The following is a 23,697-nucleotide window of genomic DNA, read 5'->3' as shown; positions in this document are numbered from 1 at the left end:
ACTGGCAAACGGGAATGATTCCTCTTCAAAAGAGGGAGGCGCGATTCATTCCACAATCGATGCCCGCGCACCCAACGGACGCACGCAGCCCTCGCAAAGAAATCATTCAAAATCTAACTTAAATGTTACAAAGTCATGCAAGACGCACAAAGTAATATAATATTGATTATTTATTTGATCCAGATCAATGCACTCAATTTCTTAAGCGAAAATACCGCATAATCAAATCCGGCCTTATCGAACGACCGCGGAGCCGGCCTGGAAATGCGGCCTGGTGAGCGAGAGTGCCGCAAAGCGGCACGCCCGGCGCGCGTTTCCGAGCACCGAAGCGGAGCGACCTTACAGATCGTGAGCATCGGAGCACAGGAAACGCGCATCGGATCGCCACCAGCGCCCCCCACCCGCGGAGCCGGCCTGGAAATGCGGGCTGGTGAGCGAGAGTGCCGCAAAGCGGCACGCCCGTCGTGCGTTTCCGAGCACCGAAGCGGAGCGACCTTACAGGTCGTGAGCATCGGAGCACAGGAAACGCGCGTCGGATCGCCACCAACGCGCATTTGCAGGCCGGCTCTAGCCGTTGGCGGGAATGGTGACGATGGTATTCGGCCCCTTGCTGGTCTTCGACAGCTCCAGCAGGATCTGCAGCATGGTAAAGGCCAGCTTGCTGTCGAAATCGTCGTCCGCGATCCAGTAGAATTTGTGATTGTAGTTGGTCCAGGAAAAGACCGCCTCCGGGCGCTCCTTCGTCACGTGAATGACGACGATCGGCCGGGTTTCCCGCCCGACCAGCCGGATGGTGGGGCGCGTGCGGCCCGAGGTAATATCCTCCTCCGGCACGTCGATCTGGTAGGCGATCTGCCCCAGTACCCCCAGCACCGTGCGCGTCAGCAGCCGGATCTGTCCCCGGCGCGGCCGCCCGCCGCCATAGACGACCTCCACCCGCTCGTCATCCTGCGCCATGCCCAGCAGGCGGCGCGTGTCATGCACCACCTGCGCCAGGTCCGGATCGTCGGTCGAGGCGATCGACAGGAACACGCGGTCGGCCGCACCGTCCTTGTCGGTGGCCGAGGCGGTGGGGCTGCGCTCCAGCTGGATGCCCAGCAGCCCCGCCAGTTGCAGCAGGCGCAGATCGTAGATCAGGTCGAAGAAGACCGGCGACCCGCGCCCCACATCCCCACCCAGCGAACCGGCATTGCTGATCAGGTTGATCGACTGCACCGCCAGCCGGAACAGCACGTCGATCGGCAGCCCGCCCATGGCCAGCGGCAGCAGGTTGCCCGGCGGCAGCGGGCGCAGGATGCTCTGCGCGTACGCATCGCCGGTCACGGGCTGGAAGGTGAAGGTCGGGCTTTCCTGCACCTGCATGCCCGCGCCGCCATAGGGCCGGCTGGCCAGCGAATAGGTCCCGATCCCGACCGAGAGATTGCGCTGCAGCTGATAGCCCGAGATCATCTGGGTGGTGTCCAGAAAGCCCGGCGTGTCGGCATAGCGCAGGCGCACGACATTCAGCAGCGTCTGCTGCTTGCCCGAGCTGGTCAGCGCGCGCGAATAATCGCTCTGGTCCCGGTCCAGCCGGGTGGGCCCGATTTCGTAGCATCCTTGCAGACCGGACAGGCAGGGCAGCAGCAGCAGAAAACGAATGGTCCTGTTCATGGTCCCCGGATGTCGGTCATGGCGCCTGAAGGCCATAGATCACCGGGCCGGCATTTCCAATGCGCGTCCGGATCATTTTTCCTGACAAGTTGGCAATGTCGGGCCGGTGACGACGGGCCAGGGAACCCGCCATGCCCCGCCCGGTTTCATGGAATTGTCACAATGGGAATGCGGCCCATGCCGTATGTGGCATCCCATCGACAGGGATTCCGCCACCAGGGACATGGGTCGAGCCGATCATGACGACACGCCGCGATTTCCTGAAATACGCTCTCCTGTCCGGTGCGGCGGGCGCCACCACGGCACTTCCAGCGGCGATCCAGCGCGCCTTCGCCATCGCGCCCAATCCGGGCACGACCTGGCAGGATGCCGAGCATGTCGTGATCCTGATGCAGGAAAACCGGTCGTTCGACCATGTGTTCGGCACGCTGCAGGGCGTGCGCGGCTTCAACGATCCGCGCGCGATGCGCCTTGCCAACGGCAATCCGGTCTTCGCCCAATCCGGGGCCTCGGGCCACACGTACCTGCCCTGGCGGCTCAACATCCGCGACACGCGCGTCACCTGGATGGGCTCCCTCCCCCATTCACGCGACAGCCAGGTCGATGCATGGAACGATGGCGGCCACGATCGCTGGATCGACGCCAAGGCATCGCACCACAAGGGTTATGACCGCTATCCGCTGACGATGGGCTATTACACGCGCGAGGACCTGCCATTCTACTACGCGCTGGCCGATGCCTTCACCATCTGCGACCAGCATTATTGCGGCGCGATGACCAGCACGACCCCCAACCGGCTGCTGTTCTGGACCGGCACCGTCCGCGACCTGCAGGCGCCCGATTCCCGGGTCTACATGCGCAACGGCGAGATCCTGGAAGGCGGCATGAACTGGACCACCTTCCCCGAACGGCTGGAAAGAGCCGGCATTTCCTGGAAATTCTACCAGAACGAACTCTCCCAGACCGGCGGCATGACCGGGCCGGAACGGGCGTGGCTGTCCAATTTCGGCTGCAACGTGCTGGAATGTTTCGATCAATATTGCGTCTCGGCCAATCCCGGCTTCAGCGACTGGCTCGAGGCCCGCATCCGCGACTGCACGGAGCATATCGACCGGCTGATGACGCAGGACACGCCCGCCTCCGAAACGCGGGACGAACAGCTTGCCGAAGCCAGGGTCCTGCTGGCGGTCCTGACCCAGCGCCGCGCCTCGGCCGGCCGCACGGTGGAAAAACTCCGGCGGGAAGAACGCGCCCTGTTCGAAAAGGCGTTCGTCACCAACAGCGGCGACCCGGATTACAGGACCCTCGAATCCCTCTCCTTCCCCGACGATGAAGGAAGGCGGCACATGGACGCTCCCAGGGGCGATATCCTGCACCAGTTCCGGCAGGATGTGCGCACGGGCGCACTGCCCACCGTCTCATGGCTGGCCGCCCCCGAGCATTTTTCCGACCACCCCACCTCACCATGGTACGGCGCCTGGTACGTGTCGGAAATCATGGATATCCTGACCGAAAACCCGGAAATCTGGAAAAAGACCATCTTCCTCATCACCTACGATGAGAATGACGGCTATTTCGACCATGGCTGTTCCTACGCCGCGCCGGACCCGTACCGACCGGAAACCGGCCGCTCCTCGGCCGCGATCGGCCCCGACGGGCTGGAATATACCTCCGCCCGCGACGAGGAGGACCGGGGCGTTCCCCCCCGCCTGGCACGTACCGGGCCCATCGGGCTGGGCTTCCGCGTGCCCATGATCGTGGCCTCGCCCTGGAGCCGCGGCGGCTGGGTCAACTCGCAGCTCTTCGAGCACAGCTCGACCCTGCAATTCCTGGAAACCTTCATCCAGCAGAAATTCGGCAAGACGGTCACCGAAACCAACATCTCGCCCTGGCGCCGCGCGATCAGCGGCGACCTCACCTCCTGCTTCCGCCCCTATGACGGCACGGTGCCCGCCCTGCCCTATCTGGATCGCGACGCGCATCTCCAGACCATCGAGGAAGCCCGCGACCAGCCCCTGCCCGGCGGCTTTCGCGCACTGCACGCAAGGGAACTCGCCGCGCTCCGCACCGATCCGGCCAGCCTGCGCACCATGGTGCGGCAGGAACCCGGCACCCGCCCCTCCTGCGCCCTGCCCTACGAACCCTATTGCGACGGCGGCCTGACGCCGGATGGCGAGCAGCTCGCGCTGCGCCTGCACGCCGGCCAGAAATTGCACGGCGCCCGCGCGGCGGGCCTGCCCTTCAATATCTACCGCCACGGCGTCGCCCTGGACGGCACCAGGAAAAAAGGGGCCATGCAGGCCGGCACCTACGCCGTGGCAGCCGGCGACACGCTCGACGTGGCCTTCGACCTGACGTCATTCGCGGGCAGGCAATATGACGTGTCGGTCCACGCACCCAACGGTTTCTACCGCCGCTTCAAGGGCCGGCAGGGCGGGCTGTGCCTGCAGGCGGAATGCGGATATCTGCACGGAAGCGGCCGGGACCTGGTCCTGCGCGTGACCAATACCGACCACCGGACCATCACCCTCGCCTGCACCCTGGCCGGCCACCGGGGCGCAAGGCAGACACTGCGCGTAACCCCCGGCCAAACTGCCACGGCGGCATTCGACCTGGCACCGGGCGCGATGTGGTACGACATCACGCTCACCACCCCGGCCGAGCCCCAACTGGCCTACCGGTTCGCCGGCCGGGTCGAAACCGGCCACCCCGGACGGACGGACCCCACCATGGGCACGACTTGACCGTCACACGAGAGCAAATACCCCGTCTCAGAGCCTGTCCGAAAATGTGGGCTGGTGAGCGAGAGCGGCCCGCAAGCGCCGCGCCCGGCGTGTGTTTTTGAGCACCGAAGCGGAGCGGCCTTGATGGCCGAGAGCATCGGAGCGCAGAAAACGCGCGCCGGATCGCCGCCAGCGCGCATTTTCGGGCAGGCTCAGGTAAGCTTCTTCGCCAGCCCGGCAACATGCTGGCCCAGGAAACGCGCGCCATCCAGTTCATTCTCGCTCACGGCGCGCGACCCGTCGCCACCGGCCAGCGTGGTGGCGCCATAGGGCGCGCCGCCCGTCACCTCGTCCAGCTTCAACTGGCCCTGGAAGCTGTAGGGCAGGCCGCTGATGACCATGCCGTGATGGATCAGGTTGGACAGCAGCGAATACAGCGTCGTTTCCTGCCCGCCATGCTGGCTGGCGGTGGAGGTAAAGGCCGCGCCCACCTTGCCGACCAGCGCACCCTTCAGCCACAGCCCGCCCGTCTGGTCCCAGAAGGCCGCCATCTGCGCCGGCAGCCGCCCGAAGCGCGTCGGCGCACCGATGATGATGGCGTCATACTCCGCCAGATCGGCCGGTGTCGCGACCGGCGCCGCCTGGTCGAGCTTGAAATGATGCGCCTTCGCGATCTCCTCGGGCACCGTCTCCGGCACGCGCCTGATATCGACCTCGACGCCCGCCGCGCGGGCCCCCTCGGCGACGGCCCCGGCCATCGTCTCGACATGTCCATAGGTGGAATAATAGAGAACCAGCAGCTTCGTCATCGTGACCTCTTCCCGGCCTCGGGGCCGTTTCATGGGGGGCGAACGTTACATCCCGGACCATACGGCCCACCCCACCACACGGCAGTACCCAAAGACGGAAACCCACGGTTTCCGTCTTTTACCGGTCACCCCATCATAATAAAGCGCCGAACATCGCCAGCACCACCCCGCCCATCAGCAGGGTCGCGATCCAGCCCAGCCATCGCAGCGGGCCGCGAATGGCAAACCGCCCCATCACATCCCGCCGCGCCGCCACCACCATCATCACGACCATGACCGGCACCGCCGTCACCCCGTTCAGCACCGCACTCCAGAACAGTGCGCGGATCGGATCGACAGGCGCGAAATTGATGATCATGCCGATCAGGGTGGCCATCACCAGCGTGGCGTAGAAGGCCTGCGCCTCCTTGGGGCGGCGCTCCAGCCCCGTCGGCCATTGCCGCGCCTCCCCCACGGCATAGGCGGCCGATCCCGCCAGCACCGGCACCGCCAGCATCCCGGTGCCCACGATACCCACGGTGAAGACCAGCGACGCGAATTCCCCCGCGATCGGCCGCAGCGCCTCGGCGGCCTGTGCCGAGGTCTGGATGTCGGTCACGCCATGGACATTCAGCGTCGCAGCCGTCGTCACCAGAATGGCCAGCGCGACCAGATTGGAAAATCCCATGCCCACCAGCGTATCGATCTCGATGCGCCGCAGCGCCCGCCTGCCCTGCGACGGCGCATCGACCAGGTCGATGCGCTGCGGATAGACATGCAGGTCCTCGACCTCCTCCGACGCCTGCCAGAAGAACAGATAAGGGCTGATCGTGGTCCCCAGGATCGCCACCAGCGTCGTCAGATAGCCCGATGTCAGCGCATGGCCGGGCCAGACCAGATGCCAGGCCAGCACCCGCCAATCCACCGCCACGCAGGCCAGCGCGGCGAAATAGGCAAACAGCGCCAGCGTCAGCCATTTCAGCGCCGCCACATAGCGCGTATATTGCAGGAACAGCTGCATCGAGATCGAAATCGCCGAAAACAGCAGCACATACAGCGCATGCGGCGCCGGCAGCAGCAGCCCCAGCGCATCGGCCATCGCGCCCAGATCGGCGCCCAGATTGATGATGTTCGCCACCAGCAGCAGCAGCACGACCCCGCTCAGCAGCCAGGCCGGACAATGCAGGCGGATCACACCCGCCAGCCCATGCCCCGTCGTCCGCCCGATCCGCGCGCTGATCATCTGCACCGCCACCATCAGCGGATAGGTGAACAGCAGCGTCCATGACAGGCCATAGGCAAACTGCGCCCCGGCCTGCGAATAGGTCGCGATCCCGCTCGGATCGTCATCCGACGCGCCGGTGATCAGCCCGGGCCCCAGCACGCGAAACAGCCGCGGCCGGCTCGGCCCGACCACCGGGCTGGGCAGTTCGGGATCATCCGCTCCCCGCCCCCCGGCAGGCACAACCGGCCCCTCGCCCCCACCGGGCGATGCCGCCGCCCCGCTTTTCCCCCGGTTCGGGGGCGTTTTCCGCGCTCTCATTCTGCAGCTCGCTTCATCGGGTCGGATGCGGACATCATTCTATTCCAGGCCCTACATGGTTGCACTCTCACGCGAAACCGCATGATGATCGACCCATTCTTGTCGTCACCGGCTCCAAACGCATGCGCGGGGCCACAGAGTGCGAGGCCGTCGTCATGACATCTTCCCATATCCGGCTTCTCCTGGCGGGCACCGGCGTCCTGGCGCTGTTGGCGGCCGTCGGCTGCCGCGCCATCCTGTCGCCGGAGGAAGCCCGGCAGTCGGTCGCGGCCGGAACCGGCCCCAATCCGATCCTGCTGCCGCCCAACCCGACCTTCATGCCCACGGTCAACATCGCCACCCCCATCGGCTGGCAGGGCACGCAGGCCCCGGTCCCGGCACCGGGGCTGGCGGTGCATGCGTTCGCAACCGGGCTGGACCATCCGCGCTGGCTGTACAGGCTGCCCAACGGCGATATCCTGGTGGCGGAATCCAATTCGCCCGGCACCGATATCAAGACCCTGAAAAACCGCATCGCCGGCCTGATCATGGGCCGCGTCGGCGCGGGCGCGCCAAGCCCCAACCGCATCATCCTGCTGCGCGATACCAATGGCGACGGGCTCGCCGACCAGCGCAGCGTCTTCCTCGACCATCTCTATTCGCCCTTCGGCATGGCACTGGTCGGCGATACGCTCTACGTGGCCAATGCCAACGCCCTGGTCCGCTTCCCCTATCGCGAGGGCGAAACCCATATCGACGCCCCGGGCGAGAAAGCCGCGGACCTGCCGGCCGGATACAACCACCACTGGACCAAGAACATCCTGGCCAGCCCGGACGGGCGCACCCTCTACGTCACCATCGGCTCCAACAGCAATGTCGCCGATAACGGCATGGAAGCCGAGGAAGGCCGCGCGCGGATCGACAGGTTCGACATCGCCACCGGCACGCTCACCCCCTTCGCCACCGGCCTGCGCAACCCCAACGGGCTGGCGTGGGAACCCCGGACCGGCATCCTGTGGACGGCGGTGAACGAACGGGACGAAATCGGCAGCGACCTCGTGCCGGACTACATCACGTCGGTGAAGGAGGGCGCGTTCTACGGCTGGCCCTACAGCTATTACGGCCAGCATGTCGATGTCCGCGTCCAGCCCCAGCGGCCGGACCTGGTGGCCAGCGCCATCGCCCCCGATTACGCGCTGGGCCCGCACACGGCCTCGCTGGGCATCGCCTTCTCGCAGGACAGCAGCCTGCCCGACGAATGGCGCAGCGGCCTGTTCGTCGCCCAGCACGGCTCCTGGAACCGCAAGCCCAAGAGCGGCTACCGCCTCCTCTACGTCCCCTTCACCGACGGCCGCCCCTCCGGCCCGCCCCGCGACGTGCTGACCGGCTTCCTCACCGCCGACGAAGACCATGTCCACGGCCGCCCCGTCGGGCTGGCCCTGGACAAATCCGGCGCCCTGCTCGTCGCGGACGATGTCGGCAATACCGTGTGGCGGGTAACAGGCGCGCAGTAATCATCCTCTGCCGTCCTCCGAAAAAGCCGTAAAAAGACTTTCGATCCGTTCAGGGCCATCGCCTGCCCCAGCAGAAAACTCCTGAACGAATCAAAGTTTTTTCGGCTCTTTCACCGCCCATCCTCCCCCTCCGCGATCCGACGCGCCACCACCAGATCCTCCGGCGTATTGACGTTCAGGAACGGATCGAACGGCTGGTCGGAAAACACCACCTCCCGCACACCGATCGTCTCGGCAAAGGCCCGCACGCCAAAGGCGGCACGCGGCGCACCGGGCCCGATCGCCTCCAGCCGCGCACGCAACGCCCCCCGCGCCGCCACCGGCCACAGCGCCACCAGATGGTGCCGCCGCCCGCCCGACACCGCCACCGACGGCCCGGGCGCAAGTGCTGCCGCCAGCCCGCGCGGCACAAAGGGCGTATCTCCCGGCACCGTCAGCACCCAGGCGCACTCCAGCCCGGCCGCCCAGTCCATGGCCGCCAGCACCCCGGCCAGCGGCCCGGCACCCTCGATCCCGTCAGGCAGCACCGGCAGCCCATAGGCCCCAAAGCGCGCGGCGTCCCCCCGCGCGTTGATGGCCAGCGCCATATCCTCCCCCGCCAGACGCGCCAGCAGCCGCGCCAGCAGGGTGGTCCCCCCGGCGGTCACAAGCGGCTTGTCCCCCCCACCCATGCGGGTGGCCGCCCCGCCCGCCAGAACCACACCAGCACACCCCATCGCCACGCTCCCTTGCCGCCGGCCCCTCAGCTCCCGACCTTGCCATCATCGGGGATTGGAGGCACCTGTACCCCCTACGAACACGCGGGACGCAACAGGACGAAACGATGGGGCAGGCCGCCATCATGGGCATCACCGGGCGCAGCGGCGCGGGCAAGACGACGCTGGTGGTCCGCCTGCTGGAAACGCTGGCCGCGCGAGGCCTGCGCGTCTCCACCATCAAGCACGCCCACCATGGCTTCGACATGGACCGCCCCGGCAAGGATTCCCACCGCCACCGCACGGCCGGCGCGCGCGAGGTGCTGGTGGCCTCCGACACACGCTGGGCCCTGCTGCACGAACAGGATGGCCCAGACCACCCCACCCTGCCCGACCTGATCGCCCGCATGGCCCCGGCAGACCTGATCCTGGTCGAAGGCTTCCGCACAGCCCTGCCGGTCGCGATCGAAATCTACCGCCCCACCCTGGGCAAGGACCCGCTCTGGCCCACCACGCCGCAGATCGCAGCCGTCGCCACCGACGCCCCCACGCTGGACCTGCCACCCGGCCTGACCCGGCTGGACCTGAACGACACCGACACCATCGCCGCCTTCGTGCTGGCCCATGCCCGCCCCTGCCGGATCACAGGAAACCAGACCACAGGACACACGCCATGACCGCATCGGACGAACCCGGCTGGTTCCCCGTCGCCCTGCGCCTGCGCGACACACGCGTGCTGGTGGTGGGCGGCGGCGGCATCGCCCTGAACAAGATCCGCCTGCTGCTGGCCCACGCGGCACGGGTCGAGGTGCTGGCCCCCACGCTGGACGACGCGCTGACCACCCTGCGCGACGCCGGGCAGATCCACCACATCGCCGCCGAAGCCCATCCCGACCAACTGGATGCAATGCTGCCCGGCTGCCGCCTGGTCTACGCCGCCACCGACGACCGCACGGTCAACCGCGCCGTCGCCGCGCGGGCCGACGCGCTGAACATTCCTGTCTGCGCGGTGGACGATCCCGAACCTTCCAGCTTCATCACCCCCGCACAGATCCATCGCGGCCCGGTGCGGATCGCGATTTCCACCGGCGGCGCCGCCCCGGTCCTGGCCCGCCGCCTGCGCGAACGCATCGAGGCCGCGATGCCGGCCGGCCTCGACAGCCTCGCCCGCTTCCTGCGCGACGCCCGCCCCCATGTCGTCGCACATTGCCCCGACATCGACCGCCGCCGCCGCGTGTGGGAAGATTTTCTCGACGGCCCGGGCGGCGCAGCCGCCCAGCGCGGCGACACCGCAACCGCCCGACAGGTGCTGGACCAGATCCTGGACGGCACACGCGTCACGGGCGAGGTCTGGCTGGTCGGCGCCGGCCCCGGCGACCCGGACCTGCTGACCCTGCGCGCGCTGCACCTGATGCAAAATGCCGATTCCGTCCTCTACGACCAGCTTCTGCCGCCCGCCCTGCTGGACCGCGTGCGCCGCGACGCCACACGTGTCTTCGTCGGCAAGCAGCGCGACCGCCACACCATGCCGCAACCCAACATCAATGCCGAACTGATCCGCCGCGCCCGCGCGGGCGAGCGCGTGCTGCGCCTGAAGGGCGGCGACCCGTTCATCTTCGGCCGGGGCGGCGAGGAAATCGAGGCCCTGGTCGAAGCCGGCATCCCCTTCCAGGTCGTGCCCGGCATCACGGCCGCCAGCGGCTGCGCCGCCTATGCCGGCATTCCGCTGACCCACCGCGACTGCGCCCAATCCTGCCTCTTCGTCACCGGCCACGCCCGCAAGGACGGCACGCTGGACCTGCCATGGGACCGCATGGCCGGCACAGGCCAGACAATCGCCATCTATATGGGCGTCCACGCCCTGCCCGACCTGTGCGCAATGCTCGTCCGCCACGGCCTCCCCCCCGACTGGCCCGCCGCCATCGTCGAACGCGGCACCCAGCCCGACCAACGCGTACTGACCGGCACACTGGACACCCTGCCCAGCCTCGCCCGCACCAGCGGCATAGGCAGCCCCGCGCTGATCCTGGTAGGCGAAGTGGTACGCCACCGGGTGGTATCACCACCAATAGAGTAAAGACTCTTCTTTTTCTGAAGAAAAAGAAGCAAAAAGACTTTTGATCCGTTCAGGTGCCTCGCAACGAGCAGGCAAAAAGCTCCTGAACAGATCAGAAGTTTTTTGGTTCTTTTTTTCAAAAAAGAACAGACTCCCCGCCAACACGCAGAAGCAGAACCTGTCTGGAAATGTGGGCTGGTGAGCGAGAGCGGCCTCAATGGCCGTGAGCATCGGAGCACAGGAAACGCGCGCCGGATCGCCACCAGCCCGCATTTCCAGACAGGTTCTCAGGATATGTCGGCCATCAGCGATACATGCGCGCAGGTAATCTTCCAGCCTTCATCCGTGCGCACCCAGGTCTGGCTCTGCCGCCCGATGCGCGTAGCCCCCTCGCGCTGGAATTCCAGATTGACGGTGGCCAGATCGGTGCCGAAGGTCGTAATCACCCGCCGCAGCACCCGCCGCTGCGGCGACCCGCCGGCCCGCCCCTTGCGAAAGGCCGCGATCTCGGCAAAGCCGTACAGCACCTCACCCACACCATAACGGATCGTCTCCGGCGCATCACGAAACAGCGCATCCAGCGTATCGAGGTCATTCGCCATCAGCGCCGCCTCATACCGGTCGGCCATCGCGGTCACTTCAGCCACAGTGGCGGGGTCGTCGATGCGCAGCATGTGGATAAAACCCTCTCTCACGACTTCCGGTGATCCAGCAGGCGCGCCGCTATTGTCGCCGTCGATGGCCCACCGACACAGATAACGATCACCCAGATACAAACGCCAGCAGGAAGAAAGTAAGATCCGCCCAGAGCCCCAATAATACCGATGAGCGCGATAACGAGCGCGTTTTTCTGGGAACGTCTCTGCTGGCGATGCTCCTCATCCATTCTGGCCCGTGCAAGGGCAATCTCCTCACGCTCAATCGCATGCCGGTGGTTTTGTTCCTGTTCCTCTCGCGCATGGCGCCAGCGGCGCTCTTCGTCGATCGTGTCAAGAACACGATCTTTGACATCGGGCATACCGCGCTGAACATAATCTTCCAGCATTTCCGCCGATGTATATGGGCTGCTGGAGGTCGAAACCGTCGCAGAAATCCGGGCCAGCAGAACGTCTGGGGAAGATGACGGGTCAATCCCCAGATTTTCCTTCAGAATAGCCACATTTTCTGCGGGAACCGGCACCGACGTATCAGAGGCCGGCCTCGTTTTAGGCGCAGGCGGGGGTTTTGCCATTCTCTACCCGGTCGAATGCTTTCCCGAACACTTTACGCTCGCCCGCCATGCGATCAAGTGCGAGATTGCCCCGATCCTTCGCGAAACCGCCATCGAACGTCATCGCATGCACGACCAGACGTGGTCCGGTCTGCGCAACGCCAGGAGCGGGATCGAACGCACGACCGGCACCAATAATGCTGTTTCGAACCGTCGTCGAGCGTCCGGCATACGACACCGCGGAGGCAATGCCATGGCGCAGGCTCTCCTTCAATAGCATGGCACGGGTCTCCATTCGTCGGCGCAGGCAGCGACCATACGAACAATGTTCGGGCAAGTCACGCGTTGCCATGTCAACCCCGACGTTCGTCTCATAACATCCACCACCGTGGTTGCAAGCCGGGCCCGAAACGCCGATCCTCCGCCGCATGTGGACCGAACCCTATCTGGAAACCTGCTGCCGGTCGGCGCTGCACCGGCTGATGCTCAGCGGCGCGGCGGGGCGCCCGGCGGGGCTGAAGGACCAGCCCTGCCTGGAACGGCTGGCGCGCATGGGCCTGGCAACCCAGGACGCCGGCGGCCGCTACCATTCCACGCCCCAGGGCACGGCGCGGCATGAATCGGAAATCCTGTCCCCGTCATGATGCGGCATGACGATCTGTGGCGCGCGCTGGACACGCTGGCCGCCGAACACGGCCTCACCCCATCCGGGCTGGCCCGGGCGGCGGGGCTGGACCCCACCAGCTTCAACCCGTCGAAACGCACTACTCCGGCCGGCCGCCCCCGCTGGCCAGGCACCGAAAGCCTGGCGCGCGTGCTGGACATCACCGGCCTGAGCCTGGAGGCCTTCGCCCGGCTGGCAGGCGGCCAGCACCCGCTCGCCCCCACACCCCGCGCCGGCCGGTCGCGCCTGCGCCTGTCCCCCTTCTCGCATCTCGACCAGCCGGGCATGTTCGACGGCGCGGGCCTGCCCAGCGGTCGCCATTGGGACCAGTGGGACATGCCCGGCCCCACAGAGGCCGATCTCTACGCCGTCACGCTGGATACCGCCCTGTTCGAGCCCGTATTCCGCGCCGGCACAATCCTGATGGTCTCGCCCGGCACCCCGGTCCGCCGGCATGACCGGGTGCTGGTCCTGCGGCCGGAAGGCGCCCTGTGCGCGGTGGTGGTCGACGCACGGGCGGGCCTCGGCTCCGCCCCCCTGCTGGCCCTGATCGGCGCGGCGGCGGGCGGCGGCCCGTTCGAGGCCGCCCCCGCCGATCACCTGCACCGCATCATGATGGCCTTCCTGTAACCACCATCCCGCCCAGCGGGCGCGGCGGGACAAGCGACGGCACCATTTCACATTCCGCCAGCACCACGCGCGCGCGGAACCCCCTCTCCCGCCCCGGCACCGGGGATGCGATCTCCAGCCGCGCCCCCATCTGCCCGGCAATGCTGGCGGCAATGGCCAGCCCCAGCCCGCTGCCGTCGGCGGCACTCCCCCCGCGCACGAAGGGCTCGGTCAGACCCGGCAGGATCGCGGCCGGCAGCGGCGCGCAATCATTGACGATATCCACCACCCCGCCCCGCGACAGCGTGACCGCGATCACGGCATCCTGCGTGCCGTGATGGGCCGCATTCTCGATCAGGTTGCGAAACAGGATGCCCGCCGCGTCGATATCCCCACGCGCGAACAGCGCCTCCATCCCGTCGCAATCCACCGTCACGACAGGAAAGGCGGGCGGCATGTCGGCAAATTCTTCCGCCAGGATCTGCAACACCGCAATCAGGTCGAACCGGTCATCCCCCATCGCCGCCCCCGACGACGCGCGCGACAATTGCAGCAGCTTCTCCGTCATCCGCCCCAGCCGGCGGATCTGCCCGATCATGGCGGCCACCCGCCCCGGCGCCTCGGGCTCATGCAATTGCTCGCGCAGCATCTGGGTCTGCGCCAGCAGCGCACCGATCGGGTTACGCAGTTCATGCGCCGCATTGGCCGCAAAGGCCCGCTCGGTCGAGAGCGCCTTCTTCAGCCGGTCCAGCAGCATGTTGACCGCCATATGGATCGCCGACAGTTCCTCCGGCAAATCCAGTGCCGGGATCGGGGCCAGGTTGCCGCTGCCACGGGCACGGATTTCCGCCTGCAACGATGTCAGCGGCCGCAGCGCCCGCCGCACCACCCAGCGCACCAGCAGCCACACGGCCGGCAGGAACACGATCATCGGCAGGATCGAAATCAGCGTCGCCCGCCGCACCGCCTCCCGCCGATGGAAGGTCGGCTCGCCCACCAGAATGTAATGCCCGCCATCCGAGGCCTTGACGACATAGACGCGAAAACGCGGCCGGTCATAGAACCCGCCCCGCAGCACCGGCACAAAAGCCTCGACCGGCGCATTCTGCGACCGCAGCAGCAATTGCCCGTCCGGGGTCGCGATCTGATAGGCCAGCGTGCGCGGCCCGACCTCCGGCAGCAGTGCGACCGTACCCCCGGCGGGATGCACGGCATGGGCGGCAATCACGAATTCCAGCCGCTCGGCCACCTCCTGCAACGAATTATCCAGCCGCTCCGTCACCTCGTAGCGCGTAAAACCCGCCACCAGCACGCTCAACAGCGCCAGACAGCCCAGCACCACCACCAGCACCCCGGCCATGATGCGCGTGGCCAGGCTCCATCCTCCGCCATCACGCCTCATGCCGCGCCCTCCCGCGCCAGCCGGTAGCCCCGCCCGCGCACGGTCAGGATCAGCCCGGCCCCCACCTTCTTGCGCACGCGGCTGATAAAGACCTCGATCGCATTGCTCTCGATCTCCTCCCCCAGCCCATAGAGCGCATCCTCGATCTGCTCGCGCGAGCACAGCGCCCCCGCCCGCCGCGCCAGCAATTCGATCACCGCCCATTCCCGCGCCGTCAGGTCCACATCCTGCCCCTCGCGGGACAGGCTGCGCCGGCCCAGATCGATCTCCACCCCGCCCAGCACCAGCCGGTTGCTGGCCAGCGCCCCATAGCGGCGCGACACAGCATCGATCCGGGCCAGCAATTCATCGAAATCATAGGGTTTGACGATGTAATCGTCCGCACCATCCGACAGGCCGGCAATACGGTCGCTGATCTGGTCCTGCGCGGTGGCGATCATCACCGCCATCGCCGACCCGCCCCGGCGGATCTCCCGCAACAGGTCGCGCCCGCTGCCATCCGGCAATCCCAGATCCAGCAGCAGGAAATCATAGGCAATGGCCGCCAGGGCCGCGCGCGCATCGGCCAGCGTGGTAAACCAGTCCGCGGCATGCCCGGCCCGGCGCAGCCGCTCCTGCACCGCCGACCCCAACGGCCTTTCATCCTCCACAATCAGCAGCCGCACGGCATCCCCCAACCTGAAATCGGGCTCTGCCCGAACCCGGCAGGGCCTGAGGCCCTGCACCCCAATCCGACAACGACCGGGTTTCCAAAGGGCGACCGCCCTTTGGCGGGTCTCGGGGCAGAGCCCCGAAAGCCTACCCCTTTTTCCGCTCCCGCATCACCCGCGCATAAAGCGAAGGCAGCACCAGCAGCGTCAGCACGGTAGACGACACCAGCCCGCCGATCACCACCGTCGCCAGCGGCCGCTCCACCTCCGCCCCGGCGCTGGTCGAAAACGCCATGGGGAAGAAGCCCAGGCTGGCCACCAGCGCGGTCGCCATCACGGGCCGGAAACGCTGTTCCGCCGCCTCGAACGCCGCGCGCGCCACATCCATCCCCGTGTCGCGCAGATGCTGGATATAGCTGACCAGCACCACACCGTTCAGGATCGCGACACCGAACAGCGCAATGAAGCCGATCCCGGCCGAAATGCTGAACGGCAGCCCCCGCGCCGCCAGCGCCAGAATCCCCCCCGTCGCCGCCATCGGCAGGTTGACGAACACCAGCGCCGCCGGCGCGACCGACCCCAGCGCCAGCACCAGCAGCACGAAGATCAGCGCCAGCGCGATCGGCACCACGATCTCCAGCCGCGCCATGGCCGATTGCAGGTTTCGGAACTGCCCCTCCCAATTCATCCGATAGCCGGGGGGCAGATGCACCCGCGCCGCCACCGCCGCCTGCGCCGCCGCGACGTAGGAGCTCAGATCCCGCCCGCGCACATTGGCCTGCACGATCAGCCGGCGCTGGATGCGGTCGCGGCTGATGCGCGGCGGCCCGTCCACCACCGACACGCGCGCCACCTGCGACAGCAGCACCGACCCAGCCCCATCGGCCCGGCGCACGCGCAGGCCCGCGATCTGCCCGACCGAAGCCACCTGAGCGGCGGCAAAACGGATCTGCGTGTTCACCACCGCATCATCCATGATCACGGGCCGGCCGATATGCCCCCCCACCGCCTCGACCGTGTCGAGGATATCGGCCATCGCCACATCCAGCCGCGCCGCGCGCGCGCGATCGACATCGACATGGATGAAGGGCAGCGTGCCATCGCCCTGCGGCGCCACATCGGCCGCCCCCTGCACGCTGTTCAGCGCCGCCGCCACCTGGTCGCCCAGCCGCGACAGCGTCGCCAGATCGGGGCCGTAGATCGACACCGCGATCTGCGTCCGCACCCCCGACAGCAGATCGTCCATCCGCATCTCGACCGGCTGACTCCACGAGAACTGCGCCTCCGGCAGCCGGTCGCGCAGGGCACGGTCATAGGCGCCGACCAGCCCTTCCTGCGTGCGCGCGGTCCGCCAGGCCGACGGATCCTTCAGAAAGACGAACGTATCGGTCTCGTTCACACCCATCGGATCGGTCGGAATGGCCGAGGTCCCGGTATTGCTGACCACGGTGGCGATGTCGGGAAAACCCTTCAGGATCTGCTCTTCCTTGCGCACCGACTCCAGCACCGTCGGCAGCGAGGCACTGGGCAGGCGCGTCGTGGTCACCACCAGCGCCCCCTCACCCAGTTGCGGGATGAACTCCCCCCCCAGCCGCATGGCCAGCATGACCGAGACCAGGAACACCGCGATCGTGCCGCCGAACAGCATACCGGGATGGCTCTCCCCCCAGCGCACCGCCGGCCCATAGCGGCGGCGCAGCACCGCCACCAGCCGCGTGTCGCCATGCCCCCGGCTGCCCCGCATCGCCAGCGCCGCGATCACCGGCACGCAGAACACGCAATAGGCCAGCGAGGCCAGCAGCGCCATGATGACGGTCTGCGCCATCGGGCGGAACATCTTCCCCTCGATCCCCTGCAAGGTCAGGATCGGCAGATACACCATCACGATCACCAGAATGGCGAAGGTGACGGGCCGCAGCACCTGGGTCGTCGCCGACACCACCTGCGTCCGCAGGTCGGTCGCCCGATCGGTCTCGCGCATGGCCAGCAGATGCTCGACCACCACCAGCGAACTGTCGACGATCATCCCGAAATCGATCGCCCCGAGGCTCAGCAGGTTGGCCGAAATGCCGAACTGCCGCATCCCCGTCATGGCACAGACCAGCGCAAAGGGAATGACCGAGGCAATCACCAGCGACGCCCGCCAGTCGCCGATCACCACCACCAGCACGCCCACCACCAGCACCGCACCCATCAGCAGATTGTCGCGCACGGTGGCGATGGTGCGGTTGGTCAGGTCCGACCGGCTGTAATACGGCTCCAGCGTCACGCCCGAAGGCAGTCCGCGCCCGATACCCGGCAGCGCCGCGCGAATGGCGGCCAGCGTCGCGTCCGAACTCGCCCCCTGGCGCATCATCACCACGCCGATCACGATCTCGCCCTGCCCGTCGCGCGTCACGGCGCCCAGCCGCGTACGCGGGCCCATCGACACCGCGCCCACATCGCGCAGGCGGATCGCGGTGCCGTCGGTATTGCTGCGCACCGCCAGCGCGCCGAAATCGTCCAGGGTGCGGATCAGCCCGCGCCCCACCACGATCTGCTGCTCGGCATGATGCTCGATCCAGCCGCCGCCCGAGGCCGCATTGTTGCCGTCCACGGCGCGATACACGTCTCCCACCGAAACGCCGTACGCATTCAGCCGCGCCTGATCCAGCGCCACCTGAAACGTCTCCTCGGCCCCGCCATTGACGTTCACGTCCACCACGCCCGGTACCAGCTTCAGCTGCGGCACCACGCTCCAGCTCATCAGCCGGTTCAGCTCCATCAGCGACCGACCCGCGCCACGGATCTGGATCTGCATGATCTCGCCCATGCCGGTGGCCAGCGGACCCATATTGATCGACAGGCCCGGCACCGCGATCAGCCCGCGCGCCTGCTGGATACGCTCATTGACGCGGGTGCGGTCCAGATCGATGTCGGTATCGTCGTCGAACTGCACATAGACAACCGACACGCCGGACCGCGAGACCGAGCGCAGATCGTTCATCCCCGGAATCCCGGCCATGCTGGCCTCGACGGGGAAGGTGATCAGCCGCTCGACCTCCTCGGTGGCGAGGCCAGGGGCGACGACCGAAACCAACACCTGCCGGGGCGAAATGTCGGGCACGGCTTCCACCGGCAGACCGATCACCGCCGCCATCCCGACCAGCATGATCGCGAGTGCCGCCCCCAGGACGACGAAGCGGTTCGCCTGCAGCAGAATCAGAAGGCCACGCATGGTCAGTCGTCCCCGCCCATCCCGGCCAGCAGAATCATGGATTTCAGGGCAAAGCTGCCATGGACGGCCACCGCCTGCCCCGCCGACAGGCCCGAGACGATGACCGCACTGTCTCCATTATCGATCCCGACCGTCACCGGCACCGGCCGGTAGCTGTCGGCCCCGTTCCGCACGAACACCACATCGCGGCCCGCAACCTGCTGCACCGCCTCGGACGGAACCACGATGCCGCTCTTTGTCTCGGCGGTTTCCAGCGCCACATCCAGCATCATGCCCGGGCGCAGCGCACCGTCCGGATTGGGCACGCTGCTGATGACGCGCACCAGCCCGGTGGCGGGCGCGGCCACGCCGCTGATGCTGCTGATGCGGCTTTCGATCCGCCGCCCGTTCAGCATCGCGGTCTGCCGCCCGCCCACCACCAGCCGGGCGGCATCCTGCGGCGCAATGTCGGACACGATCCAGACCGATGACAGGTCGATCAGGGTCGCGGCAACCTGCCCGGCCTCGATATCCCCATCGGACGACACGCCCATCTCCTGGACCATGCCATCGATGGGGGCCAGCAGCGACGATGTCTCGTCCCCACCGGTGCCGATGCGCTCGCTGATCGAGTTGAACTCCTCCTCGAAGCGATGCGTCATGGTTCCGACATCGGCCTGCCGCGCGGCCACGGTACTGCGCGCCTCCTGCAACACGGCCAGCCGGCGCCGCACTTCCCCCTGCGAGACGGTGGTGCCGGCCAGGTCCCGCGCGCGCTTCCACGCCGCCTCGGCTTCGGCCTCCGCCGCCAGGGCCCCGGCCAGGGCGGCCTGCATCTGCACCGATTGCAGGCGCGCGACATGCAGCGAATGGTCCAGATAATCGACCAGCACGCTATTGCGCGCCACATGCTGCCCGGCCATGACATACACCCGCAGCACCTTGCCGGCACCGACCGGCCGCACCCGCACGATCCGCGTCTCGTCCGGCATCACGCTGGCCAGCACCGGCAGCATCCGCGACAGGCTGCCCGGCCGGGCCACGCTGTCGACCACCCCCTCGATCTGCCGCGCCTCGGCCCCGATCGTCACCGGCTCCAGCCCCGCCGGCGCCTCGGCCCGGACGGCGGGCGCCCGGATCAGGCCGATCAGGGCAGCCGCCAGCCCGATGGCCGCACCCAGGCGCCTCATGGCGTCATCCCGGTGGCGATGGCGGCGCGCAGAATGGCCGCATGCCAGCCGATTTCGGCGGAATTCAGCGCCAGAATGGCGTTATAGGCGGCCAGCCGCGCCCGCAATGCCTCGATCAGCGTCGTTTCCCCCACCTGCCAGGAATGTTCCATCTCGTCGGCGCGCCGGTTCAGCGCGGTGGCCGAGGCCCGCGCGCCCTCCAGAATCGTCCGCGCCGCATCCAGCCGGGCCCGCACCTGCGCCAGCTCCACCCGCACCATGCGCCGCGCTTGCACTTCCTGGCTGCCGGCCGCCGCCAGCCGGTTGCGGGCTTCGGCCATCATCGGCACGTTCCGCGCCTCGCTGGGCAGCGGCACCGAGATCTGGACCCCCACCCGATTGTCCCACGGGCTGCCATACGACCCTTCATGGATCGCGCCGACCCCGATTTCCGGATTGGGCATGAACGACGCCCGGGCCAGCCGCACCCCCTCGCGCGCTGCGGCCACATCGCGGGTGGCGGCCCGCACGCGCGGGTCGTTATCCTCGACCGCCTGGGGCATATCCAGGCGCGTCCGCGCCAGCAGGCGATCGTCATAGGACAGGATGTCCGGCAGCCCCGGCCGGCCCAGCAGCGTCTCCAGCGCCGCGCCGGTGGTCGCGACCTGCTCGCGCGCCAGCCCGGCCTCGCTCCGCGCGGCCGCCAGTTCGGCATCCGACGCCTGCCGGTCGGCAGCGGCCGCCTCCCCCTGATGTTCGGCCCGCCCCACGGCGGCGGCAACCCGCTGCATCGCCTGCACCAGCGACAGCGCCACCGTCTGCCGCCGCTGGGCGATCACCCGCGCCCCGGTCGCCTCCAGCACGCGCACGGCCACCGCCATGTGCTCGACATTCAGCTTTTCCTGGATGGTGGCGGATTCGGCCTGCGCCACACGCTGCGTCGCCGTCCCCTGCCCGGGCAGCCACAGCGGCACCGACACTGTGCCCTGATAGGTGGTGTAGCCGATATTGGTGCCGATGAAATGGTCGTCGAAATACTGGGCCGACACCACGGGGCCGCCGGGAAACCAGGATTTCGCGGCATCGGCCCGCGCATCGGCCGACTGGCCGTTGGTCGTCAGCTCCGTCCGCACAGGATCGACCGCCCACGCGGCCGTGACGGCATCGCGAAAGGACAGGTCCGCCGCACGCGCACGGCCGGCCGGCCCAGCGGCAAGCCCTACCCCCACGATCACGGCCAGCATGGCACCCAGGGCCGGCTTTTCGGCATCATGCCGCCGCGACAAGCCCCCTGGCATCCATCCACCCCCGCACTCCGGATGGCCCGATGCCACCCCTGTCGAAAGCGCGCTCTAACACACCAAGCTGACAGGACCCTGAACGAGGACAGCGGGCGCCGGGCCCACGGGAGAATTTACGCGCGACCCGCTGACTTTCGTGGGGTTTTGGCCTATGTCTGCGCCCATGACCGACACACCGCTCTCGCTGATCCGCAATTTCTCGATCATCGCGCATATCGACCACGGCAAGTCGACGCTGGCCGACCGGCTGATTCAGGCCTGCGGCGCGCTGACGGCGCGCGAAATGACCAACCAGGTCCTGGACAATATGGAGCTGGAGCGCGAGCGCGGCATCACCATCAAGGCGCAGACGGTGCGCCTGACCTACCCGGCCAAAGACGGCAAGACCTACGTCCTGAACCTCATGGACACGCCGGGCCATGTCGATTTCGCCTACGAGGTCAGCCGCTCGCTGGCAGCCTGCGAAGGCTCGCTGCTGGTGGTCGACGCCTCGCAGGGCGTGGAAGCGCAGACGCTGGCCAACGTCTACCAGGCCATCGACGCCCATCACGAGATCGTGCCGGTCCTGAACAAGGTGGACCTCCCCGCCGCCGAGCCCGAGCGCGTCCGCGCGCAGATCGAGGAAGTGATCGGCATCCCGGCCGACGACGCGGTCCAGATCTCCGCCAAGACCGGCCTGAACATCGAGGGCGTGCTGGAAGCCCTGGTCACGCGCCTGCCCCCGCCGGTCGGCGACGACACCAAGCCGCTGCAGGCCCTGCTGGTCGATAGCTGGTACGACCCCTATCTGGGCGTGATCATCCTGGTCCGCGTCAAGGAGGGCCGGCTGAAGCGCGGCATGCGCATCCGCATGATGTCCAACAACGCGGTCTACAATGTCGATCAGGTCGGCGTGTTCGCACCGCGCATGGTCCCGGTCGACGATCTGGGCCCGGGCGAGATGGGCTACATCAACGCCGCGATCAAGACGGTGGCCGACTGCAATGTCGGCGACACGCTGACCGACGACCGCCGCCCGGCCGAAACCGCGCTGGCGGGCTTCAAGCCGTCGATCCCGGTGGTGTGGTGCGGCCTGTATCCCGTCGATGCCGACGATTTCGAGAAACTGCGCGACAGCCTGTCCAAGCTGCGGCTGAACGACGCCTCGTTCCATTACGAGGCCGAGACCTCGGCCGCGCTGGGCTTCGGCTTCCGCTGCGGCTTCCTGGGCCTGCTGCACCTGGAAATCATCCAGGAGCGCCTGAGCCGCGAATTCAACCTGGACCTGATCGCGACCGCGCCCTCGGTGGTCTACCGCCTCTACCGCACGAACGGCGAGATGGAGGAACTGCACAACCCCGCCGACATGCCCGACGGCTCGGTGATCGAGCGGATGGAAGAACCCTGGATCGTCGCCACCATCATGGTGCCCGACGAGTATCTGGGCGCGGTGCTGACCTTGTGCAGCGAGCGGCGCGGCGTGCAGAAGGACCTCACCTATGTCGGCAACCGGGCGATGGCGGTCTACCGCCTGCCGCTGAACGAGGTGGTGTTCGATTTCTACGACCGGCTGAAATCGGTGTCGCGCGGCTATGCCAGCTTCGACTACCAGATGGACGGCTACGAAGAGAGCGACCTGGTGCGGATCTCGATCCTGGTCAATCTGGAGCCGGTGGACGCGCTATCCTTCGTCGCCCACCGCTCGGCGGCCGAAAGCCGCGGGCGGTCGATCTGCGCCAAGCTGAAGGAACTGATCCCCCGCCAGCTCTTCAAGATCGCGATCCAGGCCGCGATCGGCAGCCGCGTGATCGCGCGCGAGACGATCGGCGCGATGTCCAAGGACGTGACGGCCAAATGCTATGGCGGCGACATCTCGCGCAAGCGCAAGCTGCTGGAAAAGCAGAAGGAAGGCAAGAAGCGCATGCGCCAGTTCGGCAAGGTCGAAATCCCCCAGAGCGCCTTCCTGGCCGCCCTGAAGATGGACCACTGACCCCCACCACCTGTCACTGCCAGTCCTCACCACCCAACCCGCGCCGGCCCCAAATCCGGCGCACCTTTCCCCCTTGCGCCGGCCGGAATTGTTGCTATGTTCCCGCCCCATACCGACGGGCCTGCCACACCGGCAGCCCCGCCAGTGCGCCGGAGAGATGGCCGAGCGGCTTAAGGCGCACGCTTGGAAAGCGTGTGTACGTTAGTAGCGTACCGTGGGTTCGAATCCCACTCTCTCCGCCACCCCGCTCACCCACCATGCCGCATATAGGCTACAGACCGCAGCTCCGGCCCATTTTCCGCGTGACGCGTGTGGCCAGCCGCAGCCCGAACGAACCATGCAATACCATCGGTTTGGGGGTATCTTCTATGGGCTCCAAAGCTTGCCCAGGCATGGGCACGGGCGACAATGTCCCGCGTAACCTGATAGACAGTCCTAGTCCCGAGGCGTTTCGACACCCCCCTGCCGGTCCTGCGACGCATCGCCGCTGGGCGGCGCATGCTTCAGCCGCTTCGTCGCGTCCCCGTGCGACAACGGCATCATCTTGCAACCGGTCTTGGTGGGGCACGGAGCCCGAGG

General features: G+C 67.5%; 20 protein-coding genes and 1 tRNA gene. 8 read left to right on the top strand and 13 right to left on the bottom strand.

Annotation, left to right across the window (positions count from 1 at the left end):
• Positions 1-567 precede the first annotated feature (567 nt).
• Positions 568-1,650, bottom strand: a complete 1,083-nt coding sequence (locus HLH35_RS06465) for a hypothetical protein (protein ID WP_220790567.1) — start codon at positions 1,648-1,650, stop codon at positions 568-570.
• Between the two features lie 239 nt (positions 1,651-1,889).
• On the opposite strand from HLH35_RS06465, the gene HLH35_RS06460 reads away from it, so the two are divergent.
• Positions 1,890-4,394, top strand: a complete 2,505-nt coding sequence (locus HLH35_RS06460) for a phosphocholine-specific phospholipase C (RefSeq protein WP_182978365.1) — start codon at positions 1,890-1,892, stop codon at positions 4,392-4,394.
• 191 nt (positions 4,395-4,585) lie between these two features.
• On the opposite strand, the gene wrbA is transcribed toward HLH35_RS06460, so the two are convergent.
• Positions 4,586-5,182 (bottom strand): NAD(P)H:quinone oxidoreductase, encoded by a 597-nt coding sequence (gene wrbA / locus HLH35_RS06455; RefSeq protein ID WP_182978364.1) that lies wholly within the window; start codon positions 5,180-5,182, stop codon positions 4,586-4,588.
• Positions 5,183-5,315: 133 nt separating this feature from the next.
• A complete protein-coding gene (locus HLH35_RS06450; protein WP_182978363.1) occupies positions 5,316-6,704 on the bottom strand; it encodes an NRAMP family divalent metal transporter in 1,389 nt (462 codons plus the stop codon).
• Positions 6,705-6,859: 155 nt separating this feature from the next.
• On the opposite strand from HLH35_RS06450, the gene HLH35_RS06445 reads away from it, so the two are divergent.
• Positions 6,860-8,197, top strand: coding sequence for a PQQ-dependent sugar dehydrogenase (locus HLH35_RS06445; protein ID WP_182978362.1), 1,338 nt, complete (start codon positions 6,860-6,862; stop codon positions 8,195-8,197).
• Between the two features lie 110 nt (positions 8,198-8,307).
• On the opposite strand, the gene mobA is transcribed toward HLH35_RS06445, so the two are convergent.
• The gene (gene mobA / locus HLH35_RS06440) at positions 8,308-8,913 is read right to left on the bottom strand and encodes a molybdenum cofactor guanylyltransferase (RefSeq protein ID WP_182978361.1); all 606 of its coding nucleotides are present in this window, start codon (positions 8,911-8,913) and stop codon (positions 8,308-8,310) included.
• A gap of 107 nt (positions 8,914-9,020) precedes the next feature.
• Between mobA and mobB the strand changes: the two genes are divergently transcribed.
• Entirely contained in the window at positions 9,021-9,569 is a 549-nt protein-coding gene (mobB, locus tag HLH35_RS06435) for a molybdopterin-guanine dinucleotide biosynthesis protein B (RefSeq protein ID WP_182978360.1), read from the top strand.
• A complete protein-coding gene (gene cysG / locus HLH35_RS06430) occupies positions 9,566-10,969 on the top strand; it encodes a siroheme synthase CysG (RefSeq protein ID WP_182978359.1) in 1,404 nt (467 codons plus the stop codon). Before mobB ends, cysG begins: the two co-directional genes overlap by 4 nt.
• On the opposite strand, the gene HLH35_RS06425 is transcribed toward cysG, so the two are convergent.
• Genes HLH35_RS06425 through HLH35_RS06410 form a run of 4 tightly spaced genes read right to left on the bottom strand, consistent with a single transcriptional unit; the run spans position 10,952 to position 12,438 of the window.
• On the bottom strand, positions 10,952-11,221 hold the full coding sequence (locus HLH35_RS06425; RefSeq protein ID WP_182978358.1) for a hypothetical protein: 270 nt from the start codon (positions 11,219-11,221) through the stop codon (positions 10,952-10,954). The genes cysG and HLH35_RS06425 overlap by 18 nt on opposite strands.
• A gap of 14 nt (positions 11,222-11,235) precedes the next feature.
• A complete protein-coding gene (gene hpxZ / locus HLH35_RS06420) occupies positions 11,236-11,622 on the bottom strand; it encodes an oxalurate catabolism protein HpxZ (protein WP_182978476.1) in 387 nt (128 codons plus the stop codon).
• A 17-nt stretch (positions 11,623-11,639) separates the two neighbouring features.
• The gene (locus tag HLH35_RS06415) at positions 11,640-12,128 is read right to left on the bottom strand and encodes a hypothetical protein (RefSeq protein WP_182978357.1); all 489 of its coding nucleotides are present in this window, start codon (positions 12,126-12,128) and stop codon (positions 11,640-11,642) included.
• Between the two features lie 25 nt (positions 12,129-12,153).
• Positions 12,154-12,438, bottom strand: a complete 285-nt coding sequence (locus HLH35_RS06410) for a hypothetical protein (protein ID WP_182978356.1) — start codon at positions 12,436-12,438, stop codon at positions 12,154-12,156.
• Positions 12,439-12,586: 148 nt separating this feature from the next.
• Here HLH35_RS06410 and HLH35_RS06405 point away from each other — a divergent pair, with 148 nt between their 5' ends.
• Together HLH35_RS06405 and HLH35_RS06400 are read left to right on the top strand one after the other, a co-directional pair.
• Positions 12,587-12,802 (top strand): hypothetical protein, encoded by a 216-nt coding sequence (locus HLH35_RS06405; RefSeq protein WP_182978355.1) that lies wholly within the window; start codon positions 12,587-12,589, stop codon positions 12,800-12,802.
• Positions 12,799-13,452 carry a helix-turn-helix transcriptional regulator gene (locus HLH35_RS06400; protein ID WP_182978354.1) on the top strand — a complete coding sequence of 218 codons (654 nt, stop codon included), beginning with the start codon at positions 12,799-12,801 and terminating at the stop codon, positions 13,450-13,452. The genes HLH35_RS06405 and HLH35_RS06400 overlap by 4 nt, the downstream gene beginning before the upstream one ends.
• Here HLH35_RS06400 and HLH35_RS06395 read toward each other — a convergent pair.
• The 5 genes from HLH35_RS06395 to HLH35_RS06375 all read right to left on the bottom strand — a co-directional run bounded on the left by HLH35_RS06395 (position 13,433) and on the right by HLH35_RS06375 (position 21,146).
• Positions 13,433-14,833 carry a sensor histidine kinase gene (locus HLH35_RS06395; RefSeq protein WP_182978353.1) on the bottom strand — a complete coding sequence of 467 codons (1,401 nt, stop codon included), beginning with the start codon at positions 14,831-14,833 and terminating at the stop codon, positions 13,433-13,435. The genes HLH35_RS06400 and HLH35_RS06395 overlap by 20 nt on opposite strands.
• Entirely contained in the window at positions 14,830-15,498 is a 669-nt protein-coding gene (locus HLH35_RS06390) for a response regulator (RefSeq protein ID WP_182978352.1), read from the bottom strand. Before HLH35_RS06390 ends, HLH35_RS06395 begins: the two co-directional genes overlap by 4 nt.
• A gap of 133 nt (positions 15,499-15,631) precedes the next feature.
• The gene (locus tag HLH35_RS06385) at positions 15,632-18,700 is read right to left on the bottom strand and encodes an efflux RND transporter permease subunit (RefSeq protein ID WP_182978351.1); all 3,069 of its coding nucleotides are present in this window, start codon (positions 18,698-18,700) and stop codon (positions 15,632-15,634) included.
• Positions 18,701-18,702: 2 nt separating this feature from the next.
• Positions 18,703-19,869, bottom strand: a complete 1,167-nt coding sequence (locus HLH35_RS06380; protein WP_182978350.1) for an efflux RND transporter periplasmic adaptor subunit — start codon at positions 19,867-19,869, stop codon at positions 18,703-18,705.
• On the bottom strand, positions 19,866-21,146 hold the full coding sequence (locus tag HLH35_RS06375; RefSeq protein WP_182978349.1) for a TolC family protein: 1,281 nt from the start codon (positions 21,144-21,146) through the stop codon (positions 19,866-19,868). Before HLH35_RS06375 ends, HLH35_RS06380 begins: the two co-directional genes overlap by 4 nt.
• Positions 21,147-21,312: 166 nt before the next feature.
• Here HLH35_RS06375 and lepA point away from each other — a divergent pair, with 166 nt between their 5' ends.
• Together lepA and HLH35_RS06365 are read left to right on the top strand one after the other, a co-directional pair.
• A complete protein-coding gene (gene lepA, locus HLH35_RS06370) occupies positions 21,313-23,118 on the top strand; it encodes a translation elongation factor 4 (protein ID WP_182978348.1) in 1,806 nt (601 codons plus the stop codon).
• A 151-nt stretch (positions 23,119-23,269) separates the two neighbouring features.
• Positions 23,270-23,360: transfer RNA gene (locus HLH35_RS06365), tRNA-Ser, on the top strand.
• The last annotated feature ends 337 nt before the right edge of the window (positions 23,361-23,697 follow it).

The sequence above is a fragment of the Gluconacetobacter asukensis genome, assembly GCF_014174375.1.
GTDB lineage: Bacteria > Pseudomonadota > Alphaproteobacteria > Acetobacterales > Acetobacteraceae > Gluconacetobacter > Gluconacetobacter asukensis.
Note: the sequence above shows the minus strand (reverse complement) of the source record. Positions and strands in the feature narration are given on the sequence as shown.

Excerpts from the sequence above, each read along its gene's own strand:
- HLH35_RS06460 (WP_182978365.1), top strand. The coding sequence starts at position 1,890 with ATGACGACACGCCGCGATTTCCTGAAATACGCTCTCCTGTCCGGTGCG.
- HLH35_RS06410 (WP_182978356.1), bottom strand. The coding sequence starts at position 12,438 with ATGCTATTGAAGGAGAGCCTGCGCCATGGCATTGCCTCCGCGGTGTCG.
- hpxZ (WP_182978476.1), bottom strand. The coding sequence starts at position 11,622 with ATGCTGCGCATCGACGACCCCGCCACTGTGGCTGAAGTGACCGCGATG.
- HLH35_RS06385 (WP_182978351.1), bottom strand. The coding sequence starts at position 18,700 with ATGCGTGGCCTTCTGATTCTGCTGCAGGCGAACCGCTTCGTCGTCCTG.
- cysG (WP_182978359.1), top strand. The coding sequence starts at position 9,566 with ATGACCGCATCGGACGAACCCGGCTGGTTCCCCGTCGCCCTGCGCCTG.
- HLH35_RS06450 (WP_182978363.1), bottom strand. The coding sequence starts at position 6,704 with ATGAGAGCGCGGAAAACGCCCCCGAACCGGGGGAAAAGCGGGGCGGCG.
- lepA (WP_182978348.1), top strand. The coding sequence starts at position 21,313 with ATGACCGACACACCGCTCTCGCTGATCCGCAATTTCTCGATCATCGCG.
- mobB (WP_182978360.1), top strand. The coding sequence starts at position 9,021 with ATGGGGCAGGCCGCCATCATGGGCATCACCGGGCGCAGCGGCGCGGGC.
- wrbA (WP_182978364.1), bottom strand. The coding sequence starts at position 5,182 with ATGACGAAGCTGCTGGTTCTCTATTATTCCACCTATGGACATGTCGAG.
- mobA (WP_182978361.1), bottom strand. The coding sequence starts at position 8,913 with ATGGGGTGTGCTGGTGTGGTTCTGGCGGGCGGGGCGGCCACCCGCATG.
- HLH35_RS06395 (WP_182978353.1), bottom strand. The coding sequence starts at position 14,833 with ATGAGGCGTGATGGCGGAGGATGGAGCCTGGCCACGCGCATCATGGCC.
- HLH35_RS06425 (WP_182978358.1), bottom strand. The coding sequence starts at position 11,221 with ATGCGGGCTGGTGGCGATCCGGCGCGCGTTTCCTGTGCTCCGATGCTC.
- HLH35_RS06400 (WP_182978354.1), top strand. The coding sequence starts at position 12,799 with ATGATGCGGCATGACGATCTGTGGCGCGCGCTGGACACGCTGGCCGCC.
- HLH35_RS06465 (WP_220790567.1), bottom strand. The coding sequence starts at position 1,650 with ATGAACAGGACCATTCGTTTTCTGCTGCTGCTGCCCTGCCTGTCCGGT.
- HLH35_RS06375 (WP_182978349.1), bottom strand. The coding sequence starts at position 21,146 with ATGCCAGGGGGCTTGTCGCGGCGGCATGATGCCGAAAAGCCGGCCCTG.
- HLH35_RS06405 (WP_182978355.1), top strand. The coding sequence starts at position 12,587 with ATGTGGACCGAACCCTATCTGGAAACCTGCTGCCGGTCGGCGCTGCAC.
- HLH35_RS06445 (WP_182978362.1), top strand. The coding sequence starts at position 6,860 with ATGACATCTTCCCATATCCGGCTTCTCCTGGCGGGCACCGGCGTCCTG.
- HLH35_RS06380 (WP_182978350.1), bottom strand. The coding sequence starts at position 19,869 with ATGAGGCGCCTGGGTGCGGCCATCGGGCTGGCGGCTGCCCTGATCGGC.